This window comes from Desertivibrio insolitus (assembly GCF_017355965.1).
Taxonomy (GTDB): domain Bacteria; phylum Actinomycetota; class Actinomycetes; order Actinomycetales; family Microbacteriaceae; genus JAFIQW01.
The window spans coordinates 423985-449374 of record NZ_JAFIQW010000003.1 but is presented as its reverse complement, the minus strand read 5'-3'; the positions used below and the strand labels follow the sequence as shown (position 1 = coordinate 449374).

The 25390-nt window shown below is 71.9% G+C and carries 29 protein-coding genes; 13 read left to right on the top strand and 16 right to left on the bottom strand.

Annotated features, from left to right (window positions below):
• Positions 1-206: 206 nt before the first annotated feature.
• The gene (locus JUB10_RS08950; protein WP_207455663.1) at positions 207-563 is read left to right on the top strand and encodes a GntR family transcriptional regulator; all 357 of its coding nucleotides are present in this window, start codon (positions 207-209) and stop codon (positions 561-563) included.
• Between the two features lie 260 nt (positions 564-823).
• Here the strand turns inward: JUB10_RS08950 and JUB10_RS08945 are convergent, their stop codons facing one another.
• Positions 824-1405, bottom strand: coding sequence for an NADPH-dependent FMN reductase (locus tag JUB10_RS08945; protein WP_307859165.1), 582 nt, complete (start codon positions 1403-1405; stop codon positions 824-826).
• 80 nt (positions 1406-1485) lie between these two features.
• Here JUB10_RS08945 and JUB10_RS08940 point away from each other — a divergent pair, with 80 nt between their 5' ends.
• Both JUB10_RS08940 and JUB10_RS08935 read left to right on the top strand, forming a co-directional pair.
• On the top strand, positions 1486-1962 hold the full coding sequence (locus JUB10_RS08940) for a MarR family winged helix-turn-helix transcriptional regulator (protein ID WP_242682338.1): 477 nt from the start codon (positions 1486-1488) through the stop codon (positions 1960-1962).
• Between the two features lie 201 nt (positions 1963-2163).
• Complete coding sequence (locus JUB10_RS08935; protein WP_207455657.1) at positions 2164-2481, top strand: hypothetical protein; 318 nt, start codon at positions 2164-2166, stop codon at positions 2479-2481.
• Between the two features lie 246 nt (positions 2482-2727).
• Here JUB10_RS08935 and nhaA read toward each other — a convergent pair whose 3' ends face one another.
• The 3 genes from nhaA to JUB10_RS08920 are packed head-to-tail and all read right to left on the bottom strand — an operon-like array spanning position 2728 to position 4802.
• Positions 2728-4020 carry a Na+/H+ antiporter NhaA gene (gene nhaA, locus JUB10_RS08930; protein ID WP_207455656.1) on the bottom strand — a complete coding sequence of 431 codons (1293 nt, stop codon included), beginning with the start codon at positions 4018-4020 and terminating at the stop codon, positions 2728-2730.
• A 52-nt stretch (positions 4021-4072) separates the two neighbouring features.
• A complete protein-coding gene (locus JUB10_RS08925; protein ID WP_207455654.1) occupies positions 4073-4216 on the bottom strand; it encodes a hypothetical protein in 144 nt (47 codons plus the stop codon).
• Between the two features lie 10 nt (positions 4217-4226).
• A complete protein-coding gene (locus JUB10_RS08920; RefSeq protein WP_242682337.1) occupies positions 4227-4802 on the bottom strand; it encodes an acyl-CoA thioesterase in 576 nt (191 codons plus the stop codon).
• A 125-nt stretch (positions 4803-4927) separates the two neighbouring features.
• Here JUB10_RS08920 and JUB10_RS08915 point away from each other — a divergent pair, with 125 nt between their 5' ends.
• The 4 genes from JUB10_RS08915 to JUB10_RS08900 are packed head-to-tail and all read left to right on the top strand — an operon-like array spanning position 4928 to position 8367.
• Positions 4928-5650 carry a LamB/YcsF family protein gene (locus tag JUB10_RS08915; protein ID WP_207456067.1) on the top strand — a complete coding sequence of 241 codons (723 nt, stop codon included), beginning with the start codon at positions 4928-4930 and terminating at the stop codon, positions 5648-5650.
• Positions 5647-6264 (top strand): 5-oxoprolinase subunit B family protein, encoded by a 618-nt coding sequence (locus JUB10_RS08910; RefSeq protein ID WP_207455652.1) that lies wholly within the window; start codon positions 5647-5649, stop codon positions 6262-6264. Before JUB10_RS08915 ends, JUB10_RS08910 begins: the two co-directional genes overlap by 4 nt.
• Positions 6261-7121 (top strand): 5-oxoprolinase subunit C family protein, encoded by an 861-nt coding sequence (locus tag JUB10_RS08905; protein WP_207455650.1) that lies wholly within the window; start codon positions 6261-6263, stop codon positions 7119-7121. Before JUB10_RS08910 ends, JUB10_RS08905 begins: the two co-directional genes overlap by 4 nt.
• A 46-nt stretch (positions 7122-7167) precedes the next feature.
• Entirely contained in the window at positions 7168-8367 is a 1200-nt protein-coding gene (locus tag JUB10_RS08900; RefSeq protein ID WP_207455648.1) for a DUF418 domain-containing protein, read from the top strand.
• Between the two features lie 19 nt (positions 8368-8386).
• Here JUB10_RS08900 and JUB10_RS08895 read toward each other — a convergent pair whose 3' ends face one another.
• A complete protein-coding gene (locus JUB10_RS08895; RefSeq protein WP_207455646.1) occupies positions 8387-9331 on the bottom strand; it encodes a DNA-3-methyladenine glycosylase family protein in 945 nt (314 codons plus the stop codon).
• A gap of 365 nt (positions 9332-9696) precedes the next feature.
• Between JUB10_RS08895 and JUB10_RS08890 the strand changes: the two genes are divergently transcribed.
• Entirely contained in the window at positions 9697-11961 is a 2265-nt protein-coding gene (locus JUB10_RS08890) for a rhamnogalacturonan lyase (RefSeq protein WP_307859164.1), read from the top strand.
• 657 nt (positions 11962-12618) lie between these two features.
• Here JUB10_RS08890 and JUB10_RS15055 read toward each other — a convergent pair.
• Positions 12619-13371 (bottom strand): DUF4190 domain-containing protein, encoded by a 753-nt coding sequence (locus tag JUB10_RS15055; RefSeq protein WP_207455642.1) that lies wholly within the window; start codon positions 13369-13371, stop codon positions 12619-12621.
• 194 nt (positions 13372-13565) lie between these two features.
• Between JUB10_RS15055 and JUB10_RS08880 the strand changes: the two genes are divergently transcribed.
• The 5 genes from JUB10_RS08880 to JUB10_RS08860 are packed head-to-tail and all read left to right on the top strand — an operon-like array spanning position 13566 to position 16625.
• The gene (locus tag JUB10_RS08880) at positions 13566-14588 is read left to right on the top strand and encodes a 6-phosphofructokinase (protein WP_207455640.1); all 1023 of its coding nucleotides are present in this window, start codon (positions 13566-13568) and stop codon (positions 14586-14588) included.
• Positions 14589-14629: 41 nt separating this feature from the next.
• Positions 14630-15019 (top strand): hypothetical protein, encoded by a 390-nt coding sequence (locus JUB10_RS08875; protein ID WP_207455638.1) that lies wholly within the window; start codon positions 14630-14632, stop codon positions 15017-15019.
• A complete protein-coding gene (locus JUB10_RS08870; RefSeq protein WP_207455636.1) occupies positions 15016-15426 on the top strand; it encodes a hypothetical protein in 411 nt (136 codons plus the stop codon). The genes JUB10_RS08875 and JUB10_RS08870 overlap by 4 nt, the downstream gene beginning before the upstream one ends.
• An 18-nt stretch (positions 15427-15444) precedes the next feature.
• Positions 15445-16422 (top strand): acrylyl-CoA reductase (NADPH), encoded by a 978-nt coding sequence (gene acuI, locus JUB10_RS08865; protein ID WP_207455635.1) that lies wholly within the window; start codon positions 15445-15447, stop codon positions 16420-16422.
• A 41-nt stretch (positions 16423-16463) separates the two neighbouring features.
• The gene (locus JUB10_RS08860; RefSeq protein ID WP_207455632.1) at positions 16464-16625 is read left to right on the top strand and encodes a hypothetical protein; all 162 of its coding nucleotides are present in this window, start codon (positions 16464-16466) and stop codon (positions 16623-16625) included.
• Between the two features lie 420 nt (positions 16626-17045).
• On the opposite strand, the gene hemL is transcribed toward JUB10_RS08860, so the two are convergent.
• The 10 genes from hemL to JUB10_RS08810 form a co-directional block, all read right to left on the bottom strand.
• Complete coding sequence (gene hemL / locus JUB10_RS08855; RefSeq protein ID WP_207455631.1) at positions 17046-18398, bottom strand: glutamate-1-semialdehyde 2,1-aminomutase; 1353 nt, start codon at positions 18396-18398, stop codon at positions 17046-17048.
• Positions 18398-19405: a porphobilinogen synthase gene (gene hemB, locus JUB10_RS08850; protein WP_307859163.1), complete on the bottom strand. Its 1008-nt coding sequence runs from the start codon at positions 19403-19405 to the stop codon at positions 18398-18400. Before hemB ends, hemL begins: the two co-directional genes overlap by 1 nt.
• The gene (locus JUB10_RS08845; RefSeq protein WP_207455628.1) at positions 19402-20175 is read right to left on the bottom strand and encodes a uroporphyrinogen-III synthase; all 774 of its coding nucleotides are present in this window, start codon (positions 20173-20175) and stop codon (positions 19402-19404) included. Before JUB10_RS08845 ends, hemB begins: the two co-directional genes overlap by 4 nt.
• Positions 20172-21107 (bottom strand): hydroxymethylbilane synthase, encoded by a 936-nt coding sequence (gene hemC / locus JUB10_RS08840; RefSeq protein WP_207455626.1) that lies wholly within the window; start codon positions 21105-21107, stop codon positions 20172-20174. The genes JUB10_RS08845 and hemC overlap by 4 nt, the downstream gene beginning before the upstream one ends.
• Positions 21108-22274: a ferrochelatase gene (locus JUB10_RS08835; protein ID WP_207455620.1), complete on the bottom strand. Its 1167-nt coding sequence runs from the start codon at positions 22272-22274 to the stop codon at positions 21108-21110. It abuts the gene before it with no gap.
• Positions 22271-22966 (bottom strand): hydrogen peroxide-dependent heme synthase, encoded by a 696-nt coding sequence (gene hemQ, locus JUB10_RS08830; RefSeq protein WP_207455619.1) that lies wholly within the window; start codon positions 22964-22966, stop codon positions 22271-22273. The genes JUB10_RS08835 and hemQ overlap by 4 nt, the downstream gene beginning before the upstream one ends.
• Positions 22967-23107: 141 nt before the next feature.
• A complete protein-coding gene (locus tag JUB10_RS08825; RefSeq protein ID WP_207455618.1) occupies positions 23108-23335 on the bottom strand; it encodes a DUF3618 domain-containing protein in 228 nt (75 codons plus the stop codon).
• Positions 23335-23754 carry a phage holin family protein gene (locus JUB10_RS08820; RefSeq protein WP_207455617.1) on the bottom strand — a complete coding sequence of 140 codons (420 nt, stop codon included), beginning with the start codon at positions 23752-23754 and terminating at the stop codon, positions 23335-23337. Before JUB10_RS08820 ends, JUB10_RS08825 begins: the two co-directional genes overlap by 1 nt.
• 26 nt (positions 23755-23780) lie before the next feature.
• Positions 23781-24074 (bottom strand): YtxH domain-containing protein, encoded by a 294-nt coding sequence (locus JUB10_RS08815; RefSeq protein WP_207455616.1) that lies wholly within the window; start codon positions 24072-24074, stop codon positions 23781-23783.
• Positions 24075-24124: 50 nt separating this feature from the next.
• Positions 24125-25390 (bottom strand): protoporphyrinogen/coproporphyrinogen oxidase, encoded by a 1266-nt coding sequence (locus tag JUB10_RS08810; protein WP_207455614.1) that lies wholly within the window; start codon positions 25388-25390, stop codon positions 24125-24127.

The window sequence follows — 25390 nt, the reverse complement described above, 5'->3', positions numbered from 1 at the left end:
CGTGCCGTGCGGGGGATCGATTCGGGCGGCGTTCCTGCCTGGCCACGTCGACTTCGTACCCGCAGCGGCCGATTCGCCTCCGTTGTCGATCCGTCCGTCGGATGCCGCGGAGCGCAGCCAACGAAGGAGGAACCGCGCCATCCGGTCCCTTTCCGACCCGGATCGGCTGATCCTTCTTCGATGCCCCGCGCGGTAGCGTGACGCCGATGGACATCAGGCTCGACCCGAACTCCTCGACCCCGCCGTTCGAGCAGCTGCGCACGCGCATCATCGATGACATCCGGGGCGGCATCCTGCCGGCGGGTCACCGACTGCCGACCGTGCGCGGCCTCGCGGAGGAGCTCGGCATCGCCGCGAACACCGTGGCCCGCGCCTACCGCGAACTCGAGGCCGACGGCTTCATCGAGACCCGCGGGCGCAGCGGCTCGTACGTCAACGCGCAGGGCGACGCCACCGAGCGCGCGGCGCAGGAGGCGGCCCGCGCCTACGCCGACCGCATCGCCGCCCTCGGCGTGGACGCCGCCACCGCGCTGCGCTACGTGCGGTCGGCGCTCGGCGCGTAGCGGCATCCGGAGCGCGCGGCTACCCGCAGAGCTAGCACGCGAGGCATCCGCGATCTCGCACTCGACCTGCATGCCCCCATGCTGCAGTTGGCGCGGTTACGGCTCGGTGGCAGGGACACAGGTTGAGAGCGGGTCACGCATCGATGGCGGGCGCACGGGTCGACAGGGCGCGGGCGCTTCCGGCGCGGCGCGGCGCCGCCAGACACAGAAAGGCGGGCCGACTCCTGAGGAGCCGACCCGCCTTCGAGGTGCGGTGCGGACTAGGCCGCGACCGCCGCGTTCTCGCGCACCGTCTTCATGGCCGCGGTCCAGGCGATGAGCTGGTCGAGCATGGGCTCGACGGCGCTCACGGCACCCGGGTTCGGGGCGAAGGTGGAGAAGTCGGCGAAGTCGTTCGCGAACGTGAAGGTCAGCTGCGCGCGCACGGTGGCGACCTGCAGCTCGGCCAGGATGAGGCGGAGGTGCTCGGCGGCGCGGGCGCCACCGACCGAACCCCAGCTCACGATGGCGGCGGCCTTGTTGTTCCACTCCGCGTAGACGAAGTCGAGCGCGTTCTTCAGCGCACCGCTGATGGAGTGGTTGTACTCCGGGGTGAGGAAGATGAAGCCGTCGTACTTGGCGATGGTCTCGGCGAAGGCGCGGGTGTGCTCGGCCTGGTACTGGCCCATGGCGGCGGGGATGGCCTCGTCGTAGATGGGGAGGTTCGCGTCGGCGAGGTCGATGACCTCGAACTCGGCGCGGGTGTCGAGGTCGACCTGGTCCTTCACCCACTGGGCGATGGCGGCGCCGTTACGCCCCGGGCGGGTGCTGCCGAGGATGATTCCGATCTTGAGGTCGGTCACGATTGTCCCTTCACTGATGGATGACACGTCAACCATACTCCCTATTGGTGATGTGTCAACCACTCGGTAGCATGGGTGCCATGAGCGGGCTCAGCGCCGACGAGCGGCGCCTCTGGATCGACTTCGTCGCCATGCGGCGACAGCTCGATCGCGCCCTCGCCGAGCAGTTGCAGCGCGACGGCTCGCTCTCGTCCGCCGACTTCGACATCCTCATCACGCTCTTCGAGGCGCCAAATCGCCGGCTCCGTGCCGGGGCGCTCGCCGACCTGCTCGGCTGGGAGAAGAGCCGGGTGTCGCACCAGGTGACGCGGATGTCGTCGCGCGGACTGCTCGAACGCGTCGAGTGCGAGGACGACGCCCGCGGCAGTTGGATCTCCCTGACCGCCGACGGCCGTCGCGCCGTGCTCAAGGTCATGCGCGGCCACTTCGCCGAGATCCGACGGCTGTTCTTCGACGCTCTCACCCCCGAGCAGCTCGCGGCCGTGAGCGGCATCTCGCAGTCGGTGCTCCACGCCATCCAGCCGCCCGTCTGCGACGAGGTGCGGCGCGGCGCGTAAGCCACTTCGGCCGAGCGCCCCTCCAACCTGTGGGGGTTCGCGGGCAGGGCATCCACAAGGGGTGGCACTGCGACCCTCGCGTGACCCCCGAACGGGGACTATCGGGGGGTACCGGGTGCAGGGGTACAAATGGAGGACCGGCTACCCGAACCGACGGAATCCCGACCGTCGGAGCCGACCCACCCTAAGGAACCCGAACCCTTGCTTACCGCTACCCTGGCGGCTCTTTCGCGACGTCTCGGACGTCTCGACGCGCTCGCCCACTCCTCCGTCACCCCCGCCGAGCGCTCCTTCATGGGCGCGGTCGCCGTGCTCGCCTTCTGGCTGCTCTTCGTGACCTGCTCAGTGCTCGAGGGCACGTCTGCGTTCGGCCGCTCGGCCAGTGAGGTCGCCGTCACCACGGGCCTCATCACGATCCTCACGTTCTCCGCCCTCACCTACCTCGTGATCCGCACGCTCGGGTCGGAGGAGGACGAGGCCGCCGAGTACGACGACGAGGACCTGCTCGCCGCCGTCTGAGTCAGGCCGATCGCGCTTCCGCGGTCGAGCTGTCAGCCGGTGGGGGCGCCCTCCTCCCTGTTCCCACCTGCTGACAGTCCGACCGCGGATGACGCGGTGCGTGCGCTCGTTCTACGCGGATGCCTCGTGGTGCCGAGGTCTCGATACGCGGGCTGCGCCCGCTGCTCGACCGCCGAGAAGGGCGTCCCGCCACCCGGTGGTCGAGAACAGGCGCCCGTCACTCGTGCCCCCGAGGAGGGCGTCCCGCTAGCCGAAGGCCGGGTCCGCCTCGTCCTCGTCGAGGTCGCTCTTCGGCCCGTGGTCGCGGTAGTGGCGGTTGCGCAGCGCGAGCAGGACGCCGCCGAGCAGCGCCGCGACGAACGAGCCCGTGAGCACGCCGATCTTGACGTGCTCGTCGGCCTCGGAGCCGAGCCCGAACGAGAGCTCCCCGATGAGGAGCGACACGGTGAAGCCGACACCGGCGACGAGCGAGAGCCCGAGCATGTCGACCCACTTGAGCGACGGGTCGATCGCGAGCCCACGCAGGCGGGTCAGCAGGAACGTCGTGCCGGCGATGCCGATCGGCTTGCCGAGCACGAGGCCGAGGATGATGCCGATCGCGATCGGGTCGCCGAGCGCGTCGGCGAAGCCGGCGAGCCCGCCGGTCGTGACGCCAGCCGAGAAGAAGGCGAACACTGCGACCGCGATCGTCGAGACGCCGCTGAAGCGGTCGGCGAAGTGGCCGGCGAGGCCCTCCCAGTGCTCGCGGCCCGAGTCATCCGTGCCGTACGAGACGCGGGCTCTGGCGCTCGCGACGACCGGAACCGTGAAGCCGAGCAGCACGCCGGCGACCGTGGCGTGCACGCCGGACTCGTGCACGAGCACCCAGGTGAGCACGCCGAGCGGGATGAGAATCCACCAGGCGCGGACACCGCGCTGCACGAGCACCGCGAAGAGGGCGAGCGGCACGAGCGCGAGCCCGAGCGCCACGAAGTTCAGCCCGTCCGTGTAGCCGACGGCGATGATCGTGATCGCGATGAGGTCGTCGACGATGGCGAGGGTGACGAGGAAGACGCGCAGCGCCGGGGGCAGGAAGCGCCCGACGACGGCGATGATCGCGATCGCGAACGCGATGTCCGTCGCCGTGGGGATCGCCCAGCCGCGCAAAGCGTCGCCCGATCCGGCGTTGACGACGGCGTAGATGATCGCGGGCACCGCCACGCCGCCGACCGCGGCGACGATCGGGAGCAGCGCGGCGCGCCGGTCGCGGAGGCGCCCGGCGACGAACTCCTCCTTCAGCTCGAGCCCGACGACGAAGAAGAAGATCGCGAGCAGGCCGTCGGCGGCCCACGTGCCGATCGTGAGGTCGAGGTGCAGCGCCTCGGGTCCGATGCGGAAGTCGCGCACCGACTCGTACCAGCCGGCGGCCGGCGAGTTGGCGAGGATCAGCGCGAGCACCGTCGCGCCGAGCAGGAGGGCGCCGCCGAAGATGTCCTGGCGCAGGGTCTGGTAGATGCCGCGCCACAGGCGGTGGCGCTCGACGATGGGGGGAAGGCTCATGGGGATGCCGTTCTCTCGATACCGGGAGGGGACGGATGCGGCGCGCGGGCGCCTAGCGGCGGGGCGGCGGGCAGCCGGCGTCGGCGGCACCCCAGGTGCTGACGCACCCGTTGGTGCCGTTCGAGAGCCGCGTCACGAGCGCGGCGGCGGGGATGTCGTCGACCACGCGCGTCGCGGGGAGGACGAAACCGGGCATGGGTTCGAGCCTACCGAGCCCACTCGCTCGGCGCCTCGGCGCGGGTCGACGGCAGTGCGACGTCGTCCGCCCAGCGCACGAGCCACTCCGGCGCCCGCCACTCGGTGATGTCGACGCCCGAGGCATCCGCGATTTCGCCGATCGACACGGAGCCGCCGGAGCGCTTGAGGAACCGGCCGCGCACGAATCCGCGCGCGTAGATCTCGTCGCCGACGACGAAGCGCTGCTCGACGAAGACGTCGCGGTCGCTGAAACCCGCGATCGCGGTCTCGAGCGTGTAGCGCTGCCCCGGATTCAGGGACTTGCGGTACGTGATGGTCTGCGCGGCGACCACCGGGTACCAGCCGCGGCGCTTGAACTCCTGCCAGATGCCGGCGCGCGTCAGCAGGTCGACGCGGCCGAGATCCATGAGGGAGAGGTAGACGCCGTTGTTCATGTGCCGTAGCACGTCGAGGTCGTCGGGCGTCACCCGGAGCTGGATGCGGCCGACGTCGCGGATCGTCAACGGCGAGCGCCGGCGCATCGTGAGCATGACCCAGAGCATGTGCAGCCACTTGTTCACGAGGGTGCACGTTAGCCGTGGCATCCGACCCGTTCGAAGCGCGCTGTCGCTCCCCGACAACGCGGAGCGGCGACGGATGCCACGGGGTTGCCTCTCCACCACGACGCGGGTGGTCGCGCGTCGTCCGCTCGTGCCATGGTGAGGGCGTGATCGACCTCAACTGCGACCTCGGGGAGTCGTACGGGCGCTGGCGCCTCGGCGACGACGACGTGATGCTGCGCCTCGTCACGAGCGCGAACGTCGCGTGCGGGTTCCACGCCGGCGATCCGTCGACGATGCTCGCGACGTTCCGCCGGGCGGCCGAGCTCGGGGTGAGCGTCGGCGCGCACGTGTCGTACCAGGACCTGGCGGGCTTCGGCCGCCGCGAGATGAACCTCCCCGCCGAGGAGCTGCGGGCCGAGGTGCTGTACCAGCTCGCCGCCGCGGTCGGCGTCGCGCGGACCGCCGGAGCGACCGTCACCTACGTGAAGCCGCACGGGGCGCTGTACAACCGAGCGGCTCGCGACGCCGTGCAGGCCGCCGCCGTCGCGTCGGCCGTCGCCGCGTTCGATCCCTCGCTCGTCGTGCTCGGTCCTCCCGGCAGCCGGCTGCTCGCCGCCGCCGAGGCGGAGGGGCTCGAGGTGCGCACGGAAGGTTTCCCCGACCGCGGGTACGCGGACGACGGCTCGCTGCTCCCCCGCTCGGTACCCGGCGCCGTGCTCACGGACTCGGCGGAGATCGCCCACCGCGCGGTCGCCTTCGCCACCGGTGGACTCGCGTTCGTGCCCGACTCGCTCTGCCTGCACGGCGACACCCCGGGGGCGGTGCAGCACGCGGAGGCGGTGCGCGCCGCGCTCGCCGACGCCGGCATCGAGGTGCGCGCCTTCGCATGACCCGGCGGCTGCTCGACTACGGCGACTCGGCGGTGCTGCTCGAGGTCGACGACCTCGACGCGGTGCTCGCCCTGATGCCCGCGCTCGAGCGCACGCGTCCGCCCGAGGTGGTCGAGCTCGTGCCCGGCGCCCGCACCGTGCTCGCGGTGCACGCGCCCGGTGCCCCGCGCGAAGCCGTGCGGGCGTGGCTGACGAAGACGCCGGCGGACGCGGTCGACGCGTCATCCGCGGCTCTCGTCGAACTGCCCGTGCGCTACGACGGGCCCGACCTCGCGGAGGTCGCGGCGCTGCTCGGGGTGACGGTCGAGGAGGTCGTGCGCCGCCACACCGCTCGCCCGTGGTCGGTCGCGTTCGGCGGCTTCGCGCCCGGGTTCGCCTACCTGAGCGCGCCGGCGTCGGGGCTCGAGGTGCCGCGCCGCACGACGCCGCGACCGCGGGTGCCCGCCGGAAGCGTCGGCCTCGCCGGAACGTTCAGCGGGGTCTACCCCCGCGATTCCCCGGGCGGCTGGCAGCTGATCGGCAGGACCGAGGCGCTGCTGTGGGACGCCGCGCGCACTCCGCCGGCGCTGCTGACTCCGGGCACGCGTGTGCGCTTCGTCGAGGTGCCGCCGTGATCGAGGTGACGGATGCGGGGCCGCTGACGCTCGTGCAGGACGCCGGGCGCCCCGGGCACGCGGCCGTCGGGGTGCCGCCCTCGGGCGCGCTCGACGCCCGGGCGTTCGCCGACGCGAACCGGCTCGTCGGCAACCGGCCGGATGCCGCGGTGCTCGAGCTGCTGCTCGGACCCGTCGTGCTGCACGCCCGAGCTCCCCTGTGGCTTGCGGTCACCGGGGCACGCGGCCCCGTCACCGTGGGCGGTCGCCCCGCGCCCCTCGACCGCGCGGTCCCCGTCGACGTCGGCGAGGACGTCGCGATCGGGCGCGCCGAGTTGGGGCTGCGGTACTACGTCAGCGCGCGCGGCGGGATCGACGTGCCGCCCGTGCTCGGCTCCCGGTCGACCGACACGCTCTCGGGCCTTGGGCCGGCGCCCGTGCGGTCCGGGGACGTGCTCGCCGTGGCATCCGCCGCCGGCCTCGATCCCGTGCCGCCGATCGACTGGCTGCCGACCTCGACGCCGGACGGGCTCGCGCACCTGCGGGTGCTGCCTGGGCCGCGGCGGGACTGGTTCGCGGCATCCGCCTGGCACGCTCTGCTCGGGCAGCCGTGGACCGTGAGCCCGCAGTCGGACCGGGTGGGGCTGCGGCTCGGCGGACGGCCGCTCGAGCGCCGCGTGCACGACGAGCTGCCGAGCGAGGGCACGGTCACCGGAGCGCTCCAGGTGCCGCCGTCGGGCGAGCCGATCCTCTTCCTCGCCGACCATCCGACGACCGGCGGCTACCCCGTCATCGGAGCCGTCGCGTCCGCGGATCTACCGCTGGCTGCGCAGTTGCGTCCCGGAGAGCGCGTGCGCTTCGTCGGAGCCCGGCTATGACCGACGCTGCTGGGCTGAAGGATCGTGGGCTGAGAGGATCGGGGCCATGGTCCTGAGCGCCACCCCGATCTCGTCCACCGCACGGGCGGCCGCCCCCGACCTCGCGCGCGGACTCATGCTGCTGTTCATCGCGGTCGCGAACGCGCCCTGGTACCTGTGGGACGAGACGCAGGGCATCACGTCGGCGCATCCGATCGGAGCGACCGGCGCCGACCTCGTCGTGCAGACCATCGCGCAGATCGCGATCGACGGCCGCACGTACCCGATGTTCGCCGCCCTGTTCGGCTACGGCATCTGGCAGCTGTACCGCCGGCAGCTCGACGCGGGAGCGGAGCCGGCGCTCGCACGACGCCTGCTCCGCCGCCGGCACTGGTGGATGGTCGCGTTCGGTGCCGTGCACGCCGCCCTCCTGTGGATGGGCGACGTCGTCGGCGCGTGGGGCCTCGCCGGGCTCGTGCTCACGTGGCTGTTCCTCGACCGGCGCGACAAGACGCTCGTGATCTGGTCGATCGTGTTCGCGTCGCTGCTCGCCCTCGGCGCGGTGTTCTCCGTGCTCGGCGCCGCCCTCGTGCTCGCCCTCGGGCCCGACGCGATCGCCGACACGTCGAGCTTCGACGCGCGCCTGCCGATCGCGGAGCCCAACTACCTGGTCTCCCTGTCGTACCGGCTCGGTTTCTGGTTGCTGCTCGCACCGTCGCAGGGGCTGCTCGGGCTGGTCGCCCCCGCCGCGATCCTCCTCGCGATCGTCGCCGCACGGCACCGGGTGCTCGAGGCACCTGCCGAGCACCGTCCCCTGCTCCGCCGCGTCGCCTTGATCGGCCTGGCGATCGCATGGGGCGTCGGGGCGCTCGTCGCGGCCCAGAACGCGGGGCTGCTCCTCCCCCGCGACCTCGACTGGGCGTTCGCGCTCAACAATCAGCTCGCCGGGCTCGCGGGCGGCCTCGGCTACGTCGCGCTGTTCGGGCTGATCGCCGCGCGGCTGCGACCGGGCAACCGCGTGGCATCCGCCCTGCAGGCCGTCGGCAAGCGCTCGCTCACCTGCTACCTCGCGCAGTCCGTGGTGTTCGCACCGCTGATGAGCGCGTGGGGCTTCGGCCTCGGGGCGGAGCTCAGCAGCTGGTCGATCGCGCTCGTCGCCGTGCTGACGTGGCTCGCGACCGTCGCGCTCGCGGTGATCCTCGAGGCACGCGGGCTGCGTGGACCCGCGGAGTGGGCGCTGCGACGCCTCGTCTACCCGCGGCGCTGACCATCGCGGGCCGCCCCTGTCAGTGGTGGCGGTGGTCCTGCACCGTCATCCGTGGGCCGAAGCGCGGCTTGCGGAAGCCGCTCGCAACGATGAGCCGCATGATGCGCTGCCGCTGACCCGCCCAGGGCGAGAGCAGTTCGAGCATGCCGTCGTCGTCGACCGGTGCGCCCGCGAGCGCCCAACCGACCACGGCGGGCAGGTGGTAGTCGCCGACCGAGACGGAATCCGCGTCGCCGTGCGCGCGCTGCGTCGTCTCGGCGGCCGTCCACACACCGATGCCGGGGATCGACCGCAGGCGCTTGGCGACCTCCGGGCCGCCGCGGCCGAGCGCGATGGTGCGCTCGAGACCGGATGCCACCGCGGTCGCCCGCATCACGGTGTCGCTGCGCTGCGGCCCGACGCCGGCGCGGTGCCACTCCCACGACGGCACGCGCCGCCAGGTGTCTGCGGAGGGGGCGACGCGCATCCCTGCGGGGGCGGGGCCGGGTGCGGGGGTGCCGTACTTCGTGACGAGGATGCGCCAGGCGCCCCACGACTCCTTCGTCGTGACCTTCTGCTCGAGGATCGCGGGCACTAGGGAGTCGATCACGAGGCGGCTGCGGGTGAGGCGGAGGCCAGGGCAGCGCCGCAGCGCCTCGGCGAGGAACGGGTTCGCGGAGACGTCGAGGTCGGACCAGTCGTCGCCCGCGCCGAGCAGTTCCGGCACGCCGTCGATGACCCACTCGGCGCCCTCGCCCCAGGCCGTCGCGTCGACGCCGTCGGCGGTCGCGACGAGGCGCAGCGTCGCCGGCCCGTCGGGGGTGCGGAACGTGCGCCAGTACCCGCTGTCGGTCCACCGCGTCGTCGGGTCGCCCGCGCCGCGACCGAGCGGGCCGAGCGTGCGCCGCAGGTCGACCGGATGCCGCGGGCGGTACGCGGTGCGCACGCAGGCGGCCTCGGCGGTGGCCTCGACGATGGTGGTCATGGTGCAGGAAGTGTAAGCACGGGCTGGCGACATCCGGAGCCGGGCCCGGGGTGCAGCGAGCTCCTCACGCCTCAGGGCGCTCGCGACATAGGGCTGCTGTTCCTTCGGCAGGACAACCGGCCCGACACACCGCCCCACGGGCGCGACGCGCCGACCGGCACCGCGATTTGTCCTGCTGAAGGTCCATCAGCGCGGCCATCTCACGCCCGACAACGCTGTCGAGCAACCGTTTTCCCTCCAACCCTTGACACCCGTGCGGGGTACAACTCACGATGGAACGCGTTCCAGGAAAGCGATTTCCAGGAGCTGGGCGCGGAGCGGGGAGGCTCCTTCGCCGAGACACCACAACATCAAGGGAGATGGTTTTGGGTTCATTCCTCGGTCGACGACCGGCACGGAAGGCCACGTGCGCGGCGGCCGCAGCAGCGGTCGCGGGCGGACTGTTCATCGCGACGCCGGCGACGGCGGCACCGGAGTCCCCGGTGCGCCAGGCGGAGTACCTCGACCGCGTACCGGTCGCGGTCGTCAGCGACGGAGGCGTCTACGTGGGCTGGCGCATGCTCGGCCTCGACGACGACTCGATCGCGTTCCACGTCTATCGCGACGGGGCGCGGATCACCGACGCCCCGATCACGGGCAGCACGAACCTGCTCGACCCTGAGGGCACGGCCGACTCGGTCTACCGGGTCACCGCCCTCATCGGCGACCGGGAGGTCACCGTCACCGACGAGTTCACCCCGTGGGGGGACCAGTCCCTCGACATCCCGCTCGACCGTCCGGCCGGAGGCAACACCCCGACCGGCGAGGCCTACACCTATGAGGCCAACGACGCCTCGGTCGGCGACCTCGACGGCGACGGCGACTACGAGATCGTCGTCAAGTGGAACCCGACCAACGCGAAGGACAACTCGCGCTCGGGCTACACGGGCAACGTCTACGTCGACGCGTACGAGCTCGACGGCACCAAGCTGTGGCGCATCGACCTCGGGCGCAACATCCGCGCCGGCGCGCACTACACGCAGTTCCAGGTCTTCGACTACGACGGCGACGGCAAGGCCGAGGTCGCCATGAAGACCGCGGATGCCACGGTCGACGGCGCCGGCACGGTCATCGGAAACGCCGCCGCGGATCACCGCAACACGAGCGGCTACGTGCTGACCGGCCCTGAATTCCTGACCGTGTTCGAGGGTGAGACGGGCAAGGCCCTCGACACGATCGACTACGTGCCTGCGCGCGGCACCCTCTCGTCGTGGGGCGACACCTACGGCAACCGGATGGACCGCTTCCTCGCCGGCACCGCCTACCTCGACGGCGCGACCCCGAGCATGATCTTCAGCCGCGGGTACTACACGAAGACCTACATCGCGGCCTTCGATTTCGTCGACGGCGAGATCCAGCAGCGCTGGCTCTTCGACTCGACCAAGGCGGGCCCCGAGTACTCGGGTCAGGGCAACCACAACCTGTCGGTCGCCGACGTCGACTCCGACGGCGCCGACGAGATCGTGTTCGGCTCGATGACCATCGACGACGACGGCACGCCGCTCTACAACACCCGCCTCGGCCACGGTGACGCCATGCACGTGACCGACCACATCCCCTCCCGCGAGGGCCTCGAGGTCTTCGCCGTGCACGAGGACATGCGCAGCAGCGGCAACCGCGCCGCCACGATGCGCGACGCGGCCACCGGCGAGATCATCTGGGCGACGCCCGGCACCCGCGACACCGGTCGCGGTGCGGCCGGCGACATCGACCCCACGCACGAGGGCAACGAGGCGTGGTCGATCGGCGGCACCTACAAGTTCTATTCGAAGGTCGGCAACCTGCACGCCGCCGACGGTGAGCTGATCTCGACGAGCATCCCCGCGGCGAACTTCCTCACCTGGTGGGACGGCGACCTGCTGCGCGAGGTGACCGACCACGACTACACCGACCCCACCGAGACCTCGACGGGCGCGACCCCGACGATCTCCAAGTGGAACTGGGAGACCCAGAGCGAGGACCGGCTGCTCACGCTCGACGGCACCCTCACCGGCAACGGCACGAAGGGCAACCCGGCGCTGCAGGCCGACCTGTTCGGCGACTGGCGTGAGGAGCTCGTGTACCGCAGCGCCGACCACACATCGCTCGAGGTGTTCACCACGACGGATGTCACCGAGCACCGCCTCCGCACCCTGATGCACGACCCGGTCTACCGACTCGGTGTCGCGTGGCAGAACACGGCCTACAACCAGCCCCCGCACACGAGCTACTTCCTGGGGTCGGGCATGGAGCAGCCGGCCGCGCCGAGCATCGAGTACGTCAACGCTCCTGCGCAGGACGAGACCGCGCCGACGATCAGCGGTGTCGAGGACACCGAGGTCGCCGCGAAGCAGGGCCTCGTGGTCGAGGTCGTGGCTGAGGACGCCGAGTCGGGCATCCGCGAGCTCACCGTCACCTTCGACGGTCAGGAGCTCGAGGGCACCGACGGACGCTACGAGCTGCCGGTCGCGGACCTCAAGGGCACGTACGAGCTGACGGCGACCGCCGTCAACCACGCCGGCATCGAGACCACGGTCACCGCCGAGATCACGGTGCGCCCGGGCAACAGCCAGGGCAACGGCAACGCGTACGGGCACGACAAGCAGGACTAGTCGACTGACCGCCGGGACGGGCGGCAGGAACGCAGATGACGCGGGCCTGCCGCCCGTTCTCGTGGGCGGGCCCGTTCTGTGGCGTCTGTAGGAGTTCGCGGTGCGACTCGCCGCGGCGAGCGGGCGACGCGCGGCGGCATCCGGTGCCCGCTCCTACAGACGCCACAGGGCTGCCGGGGTGCGTTCTTTCAGCAGGACATCCGCGGCCGACACGCGGAGCCCTCGGGACAGGCTGCGGCGCGTCGCGGGCTTCGTCCTGCTGAAGGAACAGCCCGTGGCGTGTGTAGGAACCGGCGACGCGACACGCCGTGGCGAGAGGGCGACGCGCCGGGGCATCCGGCGTCGGCTCCTACAGACGCCACCCGGCCCTCCGGTGCGTTCCTTGAGCAGGACATCTGAGCGGACACGCCGAGCCCTCGGATGAGCTGCGGCGCGTCGCCGGGCTTCGTCCTGCTGAAGGAACAACCCGTGGCGTCTGTAGGAAGCGGCGACGCGACACGCCGCAGCGAGTGAGCGACGCGCCGGGGCATCCGGCGCCCGCTCCTACAGACGCCACGAGGGCTGCGGATGACGCAACGTGCGCCGGCCCGTGGCGACGCCCGGAAACGACGAACGCGCCGGCCCCCGAGGGGAACCGGCGCGTCCGAGGGAACTGGCCTACTGGAAGGCGGAGCAGTCGAGCGTGCCGCCGTCTTCGAGCGGTGCTCCGTCGCCATAGGTCGCACACAACTCGGCGAGGCCGACGCTGTAGGTGATCAGGCTGACGATGCCCACCGTGAACAGGATGTTCAGCAGCAGCACGATGAAGCCGACGACGATCGCGGCGACCGCGAGACCCGACTTCTCACCGGCCTTCTTCGCGCGGTTGAGCGCGACGAAGCCGAGGATGATGCCGACGATCGGCGCGATGTACCAGACGATCAGACCCGCGATGCTCGCGATGAGCGCACCGATCTGCAGACCCTTGCTGCTCTTGCCGGTGCCCGTCTGGCCGGGGGCGTAGCCCTGGGGCGGGAAGCCCTGGCCACCCGGAGGCGGCGGCACGGGCTGCGAGCCCTGCGGCTGACCGTATCCGCCGGGCTGCTGCTGACCGGGCTGCTGCTGACCCGGCTGCGGGGCCGAGGCGGGCGGCGGGGTGAAGCCGGGCTGGGGAGCGGATGCCGGGGGCGGCGTGAACCCGGGTTGAGGAGCGGATGCGGGCGGCGGCGTGAACCCCGGCTGCGGAGCCGATGCGGGCGGGGGCGCGTAGCCCGGCGCGGGCGGCGGGGTGTAGCCCGGCTGAGGAGCGGAGCCCGGCTGCGGGGCCGACGACGGCGGGGGCGTGTATCCGGGGGGCGGCGGCGGGGGCGGCGGGAAGCCCGAGTCAGACGAGGGCTCGTTGTCGTTCGGCTGCTGTGGCGGGTAGGTCACAGGGTCCCTTTCGGTCGGGGCGCTCAGGCGCGTCTCGAGGCGCTCCTGCGCCGCAGAGTCCGACTCTATCGATCCCCCTTGTGGCAGGCGAGGGGCCCACTGTTGCGGAAAGGTCCCGGTTCCGTGAGGGTTCCTGCCCGAGTCATCCGCGAACCGAATTCACGGAAAGCGTTTGCCACAGGGAGGATGTGCGCATGGCGATTGGCATGCTCACCAGTGGTGGTGACTGCCCCGGTCTCAACGCGGTCATCCGGGGCGCTGTTCTCAAGGGATACAAGGTCTACGACCAGGAGTTCGTCGGCTTCCGCAACGGGTGGAAGGGCGTCGTCGAGGGCGACATCATGCCGCTCGGGCGGCCACAGATCATCGGTATCGGCAAGCAGGGCGGCACGATCCTCGGCACCTCCCGCACCAACCCCTTCGAGGGCGGCGGCGCGGAGCGCGTGGCCGAGGTGATGGAGCAGAACGGCATCGACGCGCTCATCGCCATCGGTGGCGAGGGCACGCTCGCCGCGGCCAAGCGCCTCACCGACGCGGGCATCAAGATCGTCGGCGTTCCGAAGACCATCGACAACGACCTCTCCGCCACCGACTACACCTTCGGCTTCGACACCGCCGTGCAGATCGCGACAGAGGCCATGGACCGCCTGCGCACCACCGGCGACTCGCACGGCCGCTGCATGGTCGCCGAGGTCATGGGCCGCCACGTCGGCTGGATCGCCCTGCACTCCGGCATGGCCGCGGGCGCGCACGCGATCCTCATCCCCGAGCGCAAGACGTCGATCGAGCAGATCTGCGAGTGGGTGCAGTCCGCGATGGACCGCGGCCGCGCGCCGCTCGTCGTCGTCGCCGAGGGCTTCAAGCTCGACTCGATGGACGACGAGCACTCCGAGCGCGGCCTCGACGCCTTCGGGCGTCCGCGCCTGGGCGGCATCGGCGAGATCATTGCGCCCATGATCGAGGCGCGCACCGGCATCGAGACCCGCGCGACGACGCTCGGCCACATCCAGCGCGGCGGCACCCCGACCTCGTACGACCGCGTGCTCGCCACCCGCTACGGCATGGCCGCGACCGACAGCGTGATGGACGGGCACTGGGGTCGCATGATCTCCCTCAGCGGCACGAGCATCACGCACGTCTCGTTCGAGGACGCGCTCGGCACCCTCAAGACGGTGCCGGACTTCCGCTACGACGAGGCCGCGGTCCTCTTCGGCTGACGGTTCTCATTCACTGACAGGGGCGACGGAGGACTCGGGCGGTGCGCATCGCGCTCGTCGCCGTGGCATCCGTCGTGCTGCTCGCCGGGTGCGCGACCGGGCAGCCCGCGTCGATCGCGGAAGCCAGCTATCCCGGGTATCCGCCGGGCGTCCCGATCGCCGAACAGCAGAGACCGGGCGTGCGATGGCTGGACGAACCGGTGTTCGCGCTCACGCTCCTGGAGAGTCCCGACTGCCCCGCGGTGCCGACCGCGATGAGCGTCGTGGGCGACTCGCTGGCAATCGAGTTGAGCGCCAGCGGCACCGGTCCGTGTCGCGAATCGGCGACGCCGATCACGTACGAGTTGACCGCTCCGGCAGACGCCGCTCGGCCTCTGACGGTCGTCGGTACTCGCACCCACGGCGATCAGGAACTCGGGGTGCTCGAGTGACGGGGCGGTACGCGCGCATCGCGCTCGTCGCCGTGGCATCCGTCGTGCTGCTCGCCGGGTGCGCGACCGGCCCCGGCGCCGCCGAGCCGGGGTCGATCGCCGAGAAGAGCTACCGCGGACTGCCCGAGCAGGCCGCCGTCGAGGCGCTCGAGCAGCCGCTCGTCACGCCGCTCGGCGGCAGCCGCTTCGCCCTCACGCTGTGGGGCAGCTCGTCGTGCCCGCGCATCCCGACGGCGATCACGACCGACGGTGCCGAAGTGCTCGTGCAGCTTGCGGAGTCGGGCGGAGAGGTGTGCACCGCCGACATGGCCCCGATGACGCACGAACTGCTCTCCCCCGTGCCGCCCCCGTTCACGGTCGCCGTCGAGCTCGATGGCATCCGCAGCGAGGTCGGCACCGTCAGCTGACCTGCGTAGGTTGACGGTATGACCAGAGCGATCCTCGTCAGCAAGGGCGCCGACGGCGTCACCGCGTCCGTGACCGACGTCCCCGACACGGAACTCGGCGAGGGCGACGTCGTCGTCGACGTGGAGTACTCAGGCGTTAACTTCAAGGACGGCCTCGCGGTGACCGGGCGCCCCGGCGTCATCCGCTCGTATCCGCTGATCCCGGGCATCGACCTCGTCGGCACCGTCGCCTCGTCGGAGTCGCCGCAGTGGCAGCCCGGCGACCGGGTGCTCGTCAACGGCTGGGGCATCGGGGAGTCGCGCCACGGCGGGCTCGCGGAGCGGGCGCGCGTCAAGGGCGACTGGCTCGTGCGCGTGCCCGAGGCCCTCTCCGCGCAGCAGGCGGCGGCGATCGGCACCGCCGGCTTCACCGCGATGCTGAGCGTGCTCGCGCTCGAGGACGCGGATGCCACCGGCGGCGACGTGCTCGTCACCGGCGCCTCTGGCGGGGTGGGCAGCATCGCGGTCGCGCTGCTCGCGAAGCTCGGCCACCGGGTCGTCGCCTCGACCGGCCGCACCGAGGAGGAGCCGTACCTGCGCCGGCTCGGCGCCGCCGAGGTGATCGACCGCGGCACGCTGTCGGAGCCGGGCAAGCCGATGCAGTCCCAGCGGTGGTCGGGCGCCGTGGACTCGGTCGGCGGGCACACGCTCGCAAACGTGCTCGCACAGACGACCTACGGCGGTACCGTCGCCGCGTGCGGGCTGGCGCAGAGCGCCGAGCTGCCGGCATCCGTGCTGCCGTTCATCCTGCGCGCGGTGACGCTCGTCGGCATCAACTCGGTCGAGAACCCGGCAGCGTCGCGGCAGCGCGCCTGGGACCGTCTCGCCGCCGACCTCGACCTCGGGCTGCTCGAGGAGATGACGACGGTCGTGCCGCTCGGCGAGGTGGTCGGGGTCGGCGAGCGGATCCTGCAGGGCCAGGTGCGCGGACGCACCGTCGTCGACGTGCGCGCCTAGCCCCCTACCCCTGCTTCGAGCACGCGACGTAGCCTCGAAGGGTGATCTTCGAGGGCGTCCCGAGCATCGTGGTGCTGCTGCCCCTCGTCGGCCTGATGTGGCTGCTGCTCGCGTACACCTACCGCACGAAGGCCGACAAGCAGCGGGCCCAGGACAAGCGCGTCATCCGTCGGATGGAGCGCGACCTGCGCGACTTCGAGTAGGGCGGCGGATGGCTCGGGGCGGGCACCTGGGTGGGTCGCTGTGCCGGTGTGCTCAGCCGCGTGAGGAGCGCGGCGGCGTAAGTCATGAGTGGCGGGCGCGGCACGCCGGAGGGCACGGCGTGCCGGAGCGCTGACTCGTGAGTTACGCCGAACCAGCGGGGACGCATGGGCGGGAGGGCCTGGATACGCGCCGCTACTGGCCCGTCGAGTGGGGGCGCTCGTGCCGCGGCACTTAGGGACCGCGGGGCGACGCGCCGGTGGCATCCGCGTGTCGCCAGCGCCGTTCCTAACCTGCGCGGGCGGAGGGGCGTCGGCGCAAGCCATGAGTAGCGGCCCCGCCGCGCCGGGGCGGGCGGCGTGGCGGAGCCGTCACTCGTGGATAGCCCCGGGCGTAAGGCCGGCGTGGGTAGACGCAGCAGCTCAGCCCGCGGCCGCAGCCCCCGTCGGGCGTGCCGCCGCAGCCGCGCGGGCTGCGATGGGCAGCGCCTCGAGGATGCGCGAGACCGCCGCGTCGTCGTGAGCCGCGTTGACGAACCAGGCCTCGAACACCGACGGCGGGAGGTAGATCCCCGCGTCGAGCATTGCGTGGAAGAACGGCGGGTAGCGCCAGTCGTGCTGGGCGCGCACCTGAGCGTAGTTCGTCGCCGGAGTGTCGCTGAACACGATCGAGAACAGGTTGCCCGCGCGCTGGATCACGTGCTCGACGCCCTCGGCGGCCAACGCCTCGGAGGCGGCGGTGGCGATCGTGTCGGAGACCCGGTCGATGTGCGAGTACACCTCGGCGGTCGCGAGCCGCAGCGTCGCGATGCCAGCGGCGACGGCGACGGGGTTCCCGCTCAGCGTGCCCGCCTGGTACACGGGGCCGAGCGGGGCGAGGTGCTCCATGACATCCGCCCGCCCGCCGAGTGCGGCGAGGGGCATGCCGCCGCCGATGACCTTGCCGAACGTGACGAGGTCGGGCGTCCAGCCGGCACCGTCGGGCACGACCCGCGACGCCTCGAGTCCCCACCAGCCGGCGGGGCCGACGCGGAACCCGGTGAGCACCTCGTCGACGATGAGCAGCGCGCCGTACTCGTGCACGAGCTGCGACAGGGCGCGGTTGAAGCCGCGCGACGGCGGCACGATGCCCATGTTGGCGGCGGATGCCTCGGTGATGACCGCGGCGATCTGGCCCGGGTGCGCCTCGAACGCGGCGCGCACGGCGTCGAGGTCGTTGTAGGGCAGCACGAGGGTCTGGCCCGCGGTCGCCGCGGTGACGCCGGCGCTGCCGGGCAGCGAGAGCGTCGCGACGCCGCTGCCGGCCTCCGCGAGGAGCGGGTCGGAGTGGCCGTGGTAGTGCCCGGCGAACTTGATGAGCAGCTCGCGGCCGGTGAAGCCGCGGGCGAGGCGGATGGCCGTCATCGTCGCCTCGGTGCCCGTGGAGACGAGGCGGATGCGCTCGACCGGATGCACGGAGCCGACGCTCACGCGCTCCTTGACCAGCTCCGCGAGCTCGGTCTCACCGGGGGTCGACGCGCCGAAGGAGAGTCCGCGTGCCGCGGCATCCTGCACCGCCTCGACGACGGCGGGGTGTGCGTGCCCGAGCAGGGCGGGACCCCACGAGCTGACGAGGTCGACGTACTCGCGCCCCTCGACGTCGGTGACGTGCGGTCCCTTCGCCGAGACGAGGAAGCGCGGTGCACCACCGACGGAGCGGAACGCGCGCACGGGTGAGTTCACCCCGCCCGGGATGGACTGCTTCGCGCGGGTGAAGTAGTGCTCGTTTCCGCCCATCAGATGCGCCCCTGTCGGATCCAGGTCGCGACCTCGGTCGCGTAGTAGGTGAGCACGGCGTCGGCGCCGGCACGCACGATCGACGTGAGGCTCTCGGCGACCGCGCGGTCGCGGTCGATCCAGCCGTTGGCGCCGGCGGCCTCGATCATCGCGTACTCCCCCGACACCTGGTACGCCCAGACGGGCACGGTGGAGGTGGCGGCGGTGTCGGCGAGCACGTCGAGGTAGCTCATCGCGGGCTTGACCATGACGACGTCGGCGCCCTCGGCGATGTCGAGCTCGACCTCGCGCAGGCCCTCGCGACGGTTCGCGGGGTCGAGCTGATACGAGCGGCGGTCGCCCTGCAGCGTCGACTGCACGGCCTCGCGGAAGGGCCCGTAGAACGCGCTCGCGTACTTCGCCGCGTAGGCGAGCAGCACGACGTGCTCGAACCCGTTGGCGTCGAGCTCGTCGCGCACGGCGGCGACCTGGCCGTCCATCATGCCGCTGAGCCCGAGCAGCTGCGACCCGGAGCGGGCCTGCATGAGCGCCATCTCGCGGTAGCGGCCGAGCGTCGCGTCGTTGTCGACGACGCCCTTCTTGTCGAGCACGCCGCAGTGGCCGTGGTCGGTGAACTCGTCGAGGCAGAGGTCGGTCTGCACGACGAGCTCGCCGCCGACCTCGCGCTGCGCGACCGCGGTGGCGAGGTTGAGGATGCCGTTCTCGTCGGTGGCCTGGCTGCCGACCGCGTCCTTGGTCTCGGGGATGCCGAAGAGCATCACACCGCCGATGCCCGCGTCCGCCGCCTCGGCGAGGGCCTTCGGCAGCGACTCGAGCGAGTGCTGCACGATGCCGGGCATCGAGCCGAGCGGCACGGCCTCGGTGATCCCCTCACGCACGAACATCGGCAGCACGAGCTGCGCGGGGCTGAGCCGGGTCTCGGCGACGAGCCGCCGCATGGCGGGCGTCTGCCGCAGGCGGCGGGGGCGGACGAGCGGGTGGTCGAGCGAGTGCTTGCTCTTGCTCACGAAGGAGAGCCTCCCAGGGTTCTGGCGTGGTCGACGAGGGCCTCGACGAGGCCGTCGGCCGAGCGGGTCTCGGCGATGACGTCCACGCGCAGTCCGGCGGCGCGGGCGTCGAGGGCGGTGCGCGGTCCGATGCAGGCGACCATGACCTCCTCGGGAAGAGGTGCGAGCTGCTCGGCGACCTGACGGGCGACGGACCCGGATGTCACGAGCAGCGCGCGGATCGCGCCCGACGCGACATCCGCCTTGATCTGCGGGTCGACGGCCACGCCGATGGTTCGGTACGCGGCGACGAACTCCGCCTGGTAGCCGAGCTGGTCGAGGCCCCGCACGAGCGTGGGCTCGGCGATGTCGGACTGCGGGATGAGCACGCGGCCCTCGATGTCGGACCGCGGCCACTCGTTGACGAGCCCGCGGGCGCTGTTGTCGGACTCTGGCACGAACTCGACGCGGTACCCGGCGAGGCCGAGCGCGGCCGCGGTGGTCTCGCCCACGGCGGCGATGCGCGTCGACTCGGGCACGACGGTGCCGTGGCTGACGAGCACGTCGACCGTGGTGGCACTGGTCACGACGAGCCAGTCGTACTCTCCGCGCGAGAGCCGCTCGAGCGCGGCGCGCAGCTCCCCGTCATCCGGGATGCTCGCGAAGTTGATCATCGGAGCGATGACGGGCTGGGCGCCGAAGGTGCGCAGGGCAGCGGCGACGTTGTCGCCCCACTTGCCGCCGCGGGGCACGAGCACGCGCCAGCCGCTCAGGGGACCGCGTGGCTTCACAGCGGCTCCCCGCTCGGCCCGCCGCCGAGGGGCGCGAGGTCCGCGGCGCCGGCCGCGAGCAGCTCGTCGACGATCCGGGTCGACAGTTCGTCGGCCGGGTCCTTCGAGTCCTCGGGGTAGAGCGCGTGCGAGGCGGTGAGGTGCTGCGAGCCGTCGAGCGAGTACACCCGGCCGGAGACGAACAGCAGCCCGTCCTCGAGCTCGGCGGTGACGCCGACGGGCGCGGCGCAGCCGGCCTCGAGGCCGGAGAGCACGGCGCGCTCGGCCTGCACGAGCAGGCGGGTGGGCTTGTGGTCGAGCTTGGCGACGGTCTTCTCGTCGCCCTCGCGCACCTCGATGGCGAGAGCACCCTGCCCGGGCGCGGTCGGCCACTCCGACAGCGAGAAGAGCTCGGTGATCACGCCCGAACGGCCCAGGCGGCCGAGACCGGCGGCGGCGAGCACGACGGCGTCGAGCTCCCCGTCGGACACCTTGCGCAGGCGGGTGTCGACGTTGCCGCGGATGTCGACGACCTCGAGGTCCGGCCGGTGCGAGCGCAGCTGCGCCTGGCGCCGGGGCGAGCCGGTGCCGACGCGGGCCCCCTCGGGCAGCTCGGCCAGGGGCACGTCGCCGCGGGAGACGAGCGCGTCACGGGCATCCGCCCGCTTCGGCACGGCCGCGATCGAGAGTCCCGGATGCGGCGCGGTCGGCAGGTCCTTGAGCGAGTGCACGACGAGGTCGCACTCCCCCGCGAGCAGGGCCTCGCGCAGGGCGCTGGCGAACACGCCGGTGCCGCCCATCGAGGCGAGCGAGGCCATGTTGCGGTCGCCCTCGGTCTGCACCGTGACGAGCTCGACGTCGGTCTTGAGCGCCGCGGAGAGCCGGTCGGCGACGTGCGTGGACTGGGCCAGCGCGAGCGCGCTGCCCCTCGTCCCGAGACGGAGTGCGGCCAACTAGGGCGCCAGTCCCGCGAGCGCCGGCTTGAAGCCGAGCCGCACGTTCTCGCAGCAGCCGGGGCGGCACACGTCGTACCAGGGGCCGAGCGGGGTGAGGGCCGGGCGCTCCGCCTTGGGGGTGCCGTTCACGCGCTCGAGCACGAGGTCGACGAGGCCGGCCACGTAGGCGTCGTGAACGCCGGGGGTCTGCGTGCGCACGGCGAACATGCCGTGCTCCTTCGCCGTCTCGAGGGCCTCGGTGTCGAGGTCCCACTTGACCTCCATGTGGTCGCTCACGAAGCCGAGCGGCACGATGACGACGGCCTTGACGCCCTCGGCGGCGAGCTCCTCGATCCGGTCGTTGATGTCCGGCTCGAGCCACGGCTGGCTCGGGGGCCCCGAGCGCGACTGGTACACGAGGTCCCACGGGGTCTCGAGGCCCTGCATGACGACCTCGGCAACGGCGTTGTGCTGCGCCGCGTACGCGCCGTTCTCGTCGAAGCCGCGCTCCTTCGGACCGCTGCGCTCCGCATCGGCCGACGGGATCGAGTGGGTGCTGAAGAGCACTCGGGTCTCGGTCACGGGGTCGATGCCCTGCGCCGCGACATCCGCGAGGCCCTGGCGGGTACCCTCGACGAACGGTGCGACGAAGCCGGGGTGGTCGAAGAACTGGCGCACCTTGTCGATGAAGATCTCGCCCATGAGGCCGGTCTCGTCGAGCGCGATGTGGAAGTCCTCGCGGTACTGGCGGCAGCTCGAGTACGAGCTGTAGGCGCTCGTCGCGACGGCGATGAGCTTGGTGAAGCCGCGCTCCTTCGCCTCGGCGAGCGCGTCGCGCAGGTACGGGTCCCAGTTGCGGTTGCCCCACAGCACGGGCAGGTCGATGCCGCGCTTGGCGAGCTCCGCCTCGATGGCCGCCTTCAGCTCGCGGTTCTGCTCGTTGATCGGGCTGACGCCACCGAAGGCGCGGTAGTGGTGGGCCACCTCCTCGAGCCGCTCGTCGGGGATGCCGCGGCCGCGGGTGACGTTGCGCAGGAAGGGGATGACGTCATCCTGGCCCTCGGGTCCGCCGAAGCTCGCCAGGAGGATCGCGTCGTACTGGACGGGCTCCTCGACATGCTCGGGTCCGCAGGCGGCGGCGGGCGTCGCGCCCGGAACCAGCTGGCCGTTCGTGATGGTGGTCAAGACAGCACCTCGGGGATCTCCTCGATCGTGATTCTGCGTCCGGTGAAGAAGGGCACCTCTTCGCGCACGTGCCGGCGGGCCTCGGTGTTGCGGAGGTGCCGCATGAGGTCGACGAGGTCGACGAGCTCCTTCGCCTCGAGGGCGAGGATCCACTCGTAGTCGCCGAGCGCGAAGGAGGCCACGGTGTTCGACAGCACCTGCGGGTACTGCGAGCCCTTGCGGCCGTGGTCGGAGAGCATCGCGCGCCGCTCCTCCTCGGGCAGCAGGTACCACTCGTAGCTGCGCACGAAGGGATACACGGTGACCCACGCCTCGGGGTCCTTGCCGCGCATGAAGGCGGGCGAGTGGTTGCGCGTGAACTCGGCCTCGCGGTGCACGCCGAGCGCGTTCCACGTGGGCAGCAGCGCGGCGAGCATGGCGTTGCGGCGCAGCATCCGGAGGGCGCGCTGCAGGATCTGCGGGTCCTCGCCGGTGAGCCAGACCATGAGGTCGGCGTCGGCCCGGAGCCCCGACACGTCGTAGAAGCCGCGCACGGTGACCCCGAGGGCTTCGACTTCCTGCACCTGAGTGGCGAGGGTGTCGTCGGCAAGGGCCGCTCGGTCGGGATCGCGCCGGAAGACCGCCCAGAGGGCGTAGCCGAGGCGCTCCTTCGCGGATGCCTCGTCAGGGCGCGCGGAGGCGCTGGAACTCATGCCTCTATTGTCCTCACTTTCACGGGGCCTCGCTGACAGAGGCGGGGATGCCGGGCGGACGTGCAGCCCCTGCAGGATTCGGAGCCGGACGCAGAACGAGGGCGGATCCCGTAGGACCCGCCCTCGTTCCAGACCTGGGTGTCAGTCGTTCGTGAACAGCGCCCACGCGACCAGGCCGCCGACGACCGCGACGACCGCGCCGGCCACGAGGTAGTACGGCACGGGGTTGTCGTTGTACGACTCCTTGGCCTTGTCACCCACCTCGGTCGCCCGCTTCTTGACGTCGAGCCGCTCCTCGAGCTCGTCGAGCGTCTCCTGCAGGCGGGCCCGCTTCAGCTTGATGTCGGCGTCGACCCGGGGATCGGTCATCAGACCCTCCCGGTGGTGGTCGAGCCGGGGGTGCCGGACAGCGTCTTCACGTCCTTCTTCACGCTGTCGATCGTCTCCTCCGGGGTGGGAGGGACGCCCTGCTTGAGCTTCTTGACGCCGAGCAGCGCGAGCACCGCGATGACGATGATCAGCAGCACGGCGACGATGAGGGCCGACAGCCAGATCGGCAGGAACTCGCCGAGGCCCCAGATGGCCGCGACGAGCAGCACGCCGAACAGGTACAGCGCGAGCACGCCCGCGCCGATGAGCAGCCCCGCTCCGATGCCGACCGCCTTGAGCTTGGCCGTCACCTCATTCTTGAGGTTCGCCAGTTCGCTCTTGATCAGGTCGATCAGCAGCGTGGGGATGTCGGCGATGAGTTTGAAGACCGATCGCCGCTCGTTGACGGGTACCGACATAGCGGCTCCTTACGTCTGGGGGTCGGTCAGATGGACGGCGTCGAGGTGGTGTCGCTCGAGGAGGACTTGCCCTGGACCTTCTTCGCGGTGGCCGACACCTTCTCGCCTGCGGTCTTGGCGGCCTCCGAAGCGGCGTGCGCCACCTCCGGGCCCTTCTCCTTGGCGAAGGTCTGAGCGGTGCTCACCTGCTTCTGGACGCGCGGGTCCCGCCAGAGCTTCTCGGCGCCCGACACGATCTGCTCGTAGCGCTCACGTCCGGCACGCGCGCCGAGCACGTAGCCGACGCCGAGGCCGACGACCAGAAGGATCTTCCCTCGCATGTTGTCTCCAATTCGTAGGTGGTCTGAGTCCACCTTTACCCGGAGGCCCCTCACTTGGAAAGTTCTTCAAGCCAACGTTCAGACTCACGGAGGGCGTGCGACACCACATTGGCGAGCCCCGTGCCCGCGACGGTCTCGCCGACGACCGGGTAGCCGCGGTCCGTTCCGGCGGGCGGGCGCGTCCACTCGACGGCGTCGGCACCGAGCACCGCGGATGCCGGCAGCTCGACGCCGAGCAGCGTCGAGGCATCCGTGCGCGCGAGCTCGAACAGGTCCTCGTTCTTCTCGAACCGGTCCGGGTCGAAGGAGAGGCGCAACACGTGCCGGCCGCCGGCGCGCGAGGCGAGCCACGGCCACTTCGCGGTGGAGTGGGTCAGCGCCTTCGCGCGCACGCCCGGGGCATCCGGATGCACGAGCACGCCCGTTCCGCGCGGAGCAGCGTCGAGCTCGGGGGCGTCGACGACGAGGGTCACGAGGGCGATGCGCGTTCCCATGACGCCCATCGCGGGTCCGGCCGCGACCACGAGGTCGGCGTGCTGCGCGACCCCGCCGACGAGCACGCTCTGCGGCTTGATCGCCCACGCGCGGCTGCCGGTGCGCACCTCGACGCCGCGGCGCTCGAGGTCGGTGGCGAGCTCCTCGACGAGGCGGAACATGCCGCCGTCGATGCCGGCGACCGCCGTGCCGGCGGGGCTGTTCTCGCGCTGCTTGGCGACCGCGGCGGCCAGCGAGCCGTTCTGCACGAGCCCCTCACGCAGACCGGGTGCGACGCGGTCGAGCGGGAGATCGTTCGGATGCTGCGAGTGCACCCCGAACACGATCGGGGTGACGAGCCGTTCGAGCAGCTCGGCGCCCATGCGCACGCGCACGAGGTCGCCGAGCGTCTCGACGTCGGCGCCGATGCGGCGGTCGAGTGTCGCGTCCTCGGCGGCGCGGTTGGCGGCGTCCTGCCCGATCACGGCCACGACGTCGGGAGCCAGCGGGTCGGCGGGGATGCCGTACACGCTCGTCGCGGGCAGCTTCACCGGGCGGCCGTCGGCGTCGTGCAGCCAGCTGCCGAGCTCGGCGGGCAGCACGGTGGTCAGCCCGAGGGAGTGCGCGAGGCGCGCGACGGAGTCGTTGCGGGTGGCGAAGCTCTCGGCGCCGGCGTCGAGATCGATGCCCGCGACAGTGTGCTTGGCGACGGTACCGCCGAGGCGGTCGGATGCCTCGAACACGCGCACGTCGACGTCGCCGCGCGCGAGCTGCCGGGCGGTGACGAGGCCCGCCACTCCCCCGCCGACGACGATCGCGGTCTTCTGGAACACCTCGGGCAT

What these genes read in the sequence shown, in the direction of transcription:
- JUB10_RS08950 (WP_207455663.1), top strand. Translation starts at nt 207, where the DNA reads ATGGACATCAGGCTCGACCCGAACTCCTCGACCCCGCCGTTCGAGCAG.
- JUB10_RS08940 (WP_242682338.1), top strand. Translation starts at nt 1,486, where the DNA reads ATGAGCGGGCTCAGCGCCGACGAGCGGCGCCTCTGGATCGACTTCGTC.
- nhaA (WP_207455656.1), bottom strand. Translation starts at nt 4,020, where the DNA reads ATGAGCCTTCCCCCCATCGTCGAGCGCCACCGCCTGTGGCGCGGCATC.
- JUB10_RS08925 (WP_207455654.1), bottom strand. Translation starts at nt 4,216, where the DNA reads ATGCCCGGTTTCGTCCTCCCCGCGACGCGCGTGGTCGACGACATCCCC.
- JUB10_RS08920 (WP_242682337.1), bottom strand. Translation starts at nt 4,802, where the DNA reads ATGCCACGGCTAACGTGCACCCTCGTGAACAAGTGGCTGCACATGCTC.
- JUB10_RS08910 (WP_207455652.1), top strand. Translation starts at nt 5,647, where the DNA reads ATGACCCGGCGGCTGCTCGACTACGGCGACTCGGCGGTGCTGCTCGAG.
- JUB10_RS08900 (WP_207455648.1), top strand. Translation starts at nt 7,168, where the DNA reads ATGGTCCTGAGCGCCACCCCGATCTCGTCCACCGCACGGGCGGCCGCC.
- JUB10_RS08895 (WP_207455646.1), bottom strand. Translation starts at nt 9,331, where the DNA reads ATGACCACCATCGTCGAGGCCACCGCCGAGGCCGCCTGCGTGCGCACC.
- JUB10_RS08880 (WP_207455640.1), top strand. Translation starts at nt 13,566, where the DNA reads ATGGCGATTGGCATGCTCACCAGTGGTGGTGACTGCCCCGGTCTCAAC.
- acuI (WP_207455635.1), top strand. Translation starts at nt 15,445, where the DNA reads ATGACCAGAGCGATCCTCGTCAGCAAGGGCGCCGACGGCGTCACCGCG.
- hemL (WP_207455631.1), bottom strand. Translation starts at nt 18,398, where the DNA reads ATGGGCGGAAACGAGCACTACTTCACCCGCGCGAAGCAGTCCATCCCG.
- hemQ (WP_207455619.1), bottom strand. Translation starts at nt 22,966, where the DNA reads ATGAGTTCCAGCGCCTCCGCGCGCCCTGACGAGGCATCCGCGAAGGAG.
- JUB10_RS08825 (WP_207455618.1), bottom strand. Translation starts at nt 23,335, where the DNA reads ATGACCGATCCCCGGGTCGACGCCGACATCAAGCTGAAGCGGGCCCGC.
- JUB10_RS08820 (WP_207455617.1), bottom strand. Translation starts at nt 23,754, where the DNA reads ATGTCGGTACCCGTCAACGAGCGGCGATCGGTCTTCAAACTCATCGCC.
- JUB10_RS08815 (WP_207455616.1), bottom strand. Translation starts at nt 24,074, where the DNA reads ATGCGAGGGAAGATCCTTCTGGTCGTCGGCCTCGGCGTCGGCTACGTG.
- JUB10_RS08810 (WP_207455614.1), bottom strand. Translation starts at nt 25,390, where the DNA reads ATGCCCGAGGTGTTCCAGAAGACCGCGATCGTCGTCGGCGGGGGAGTG.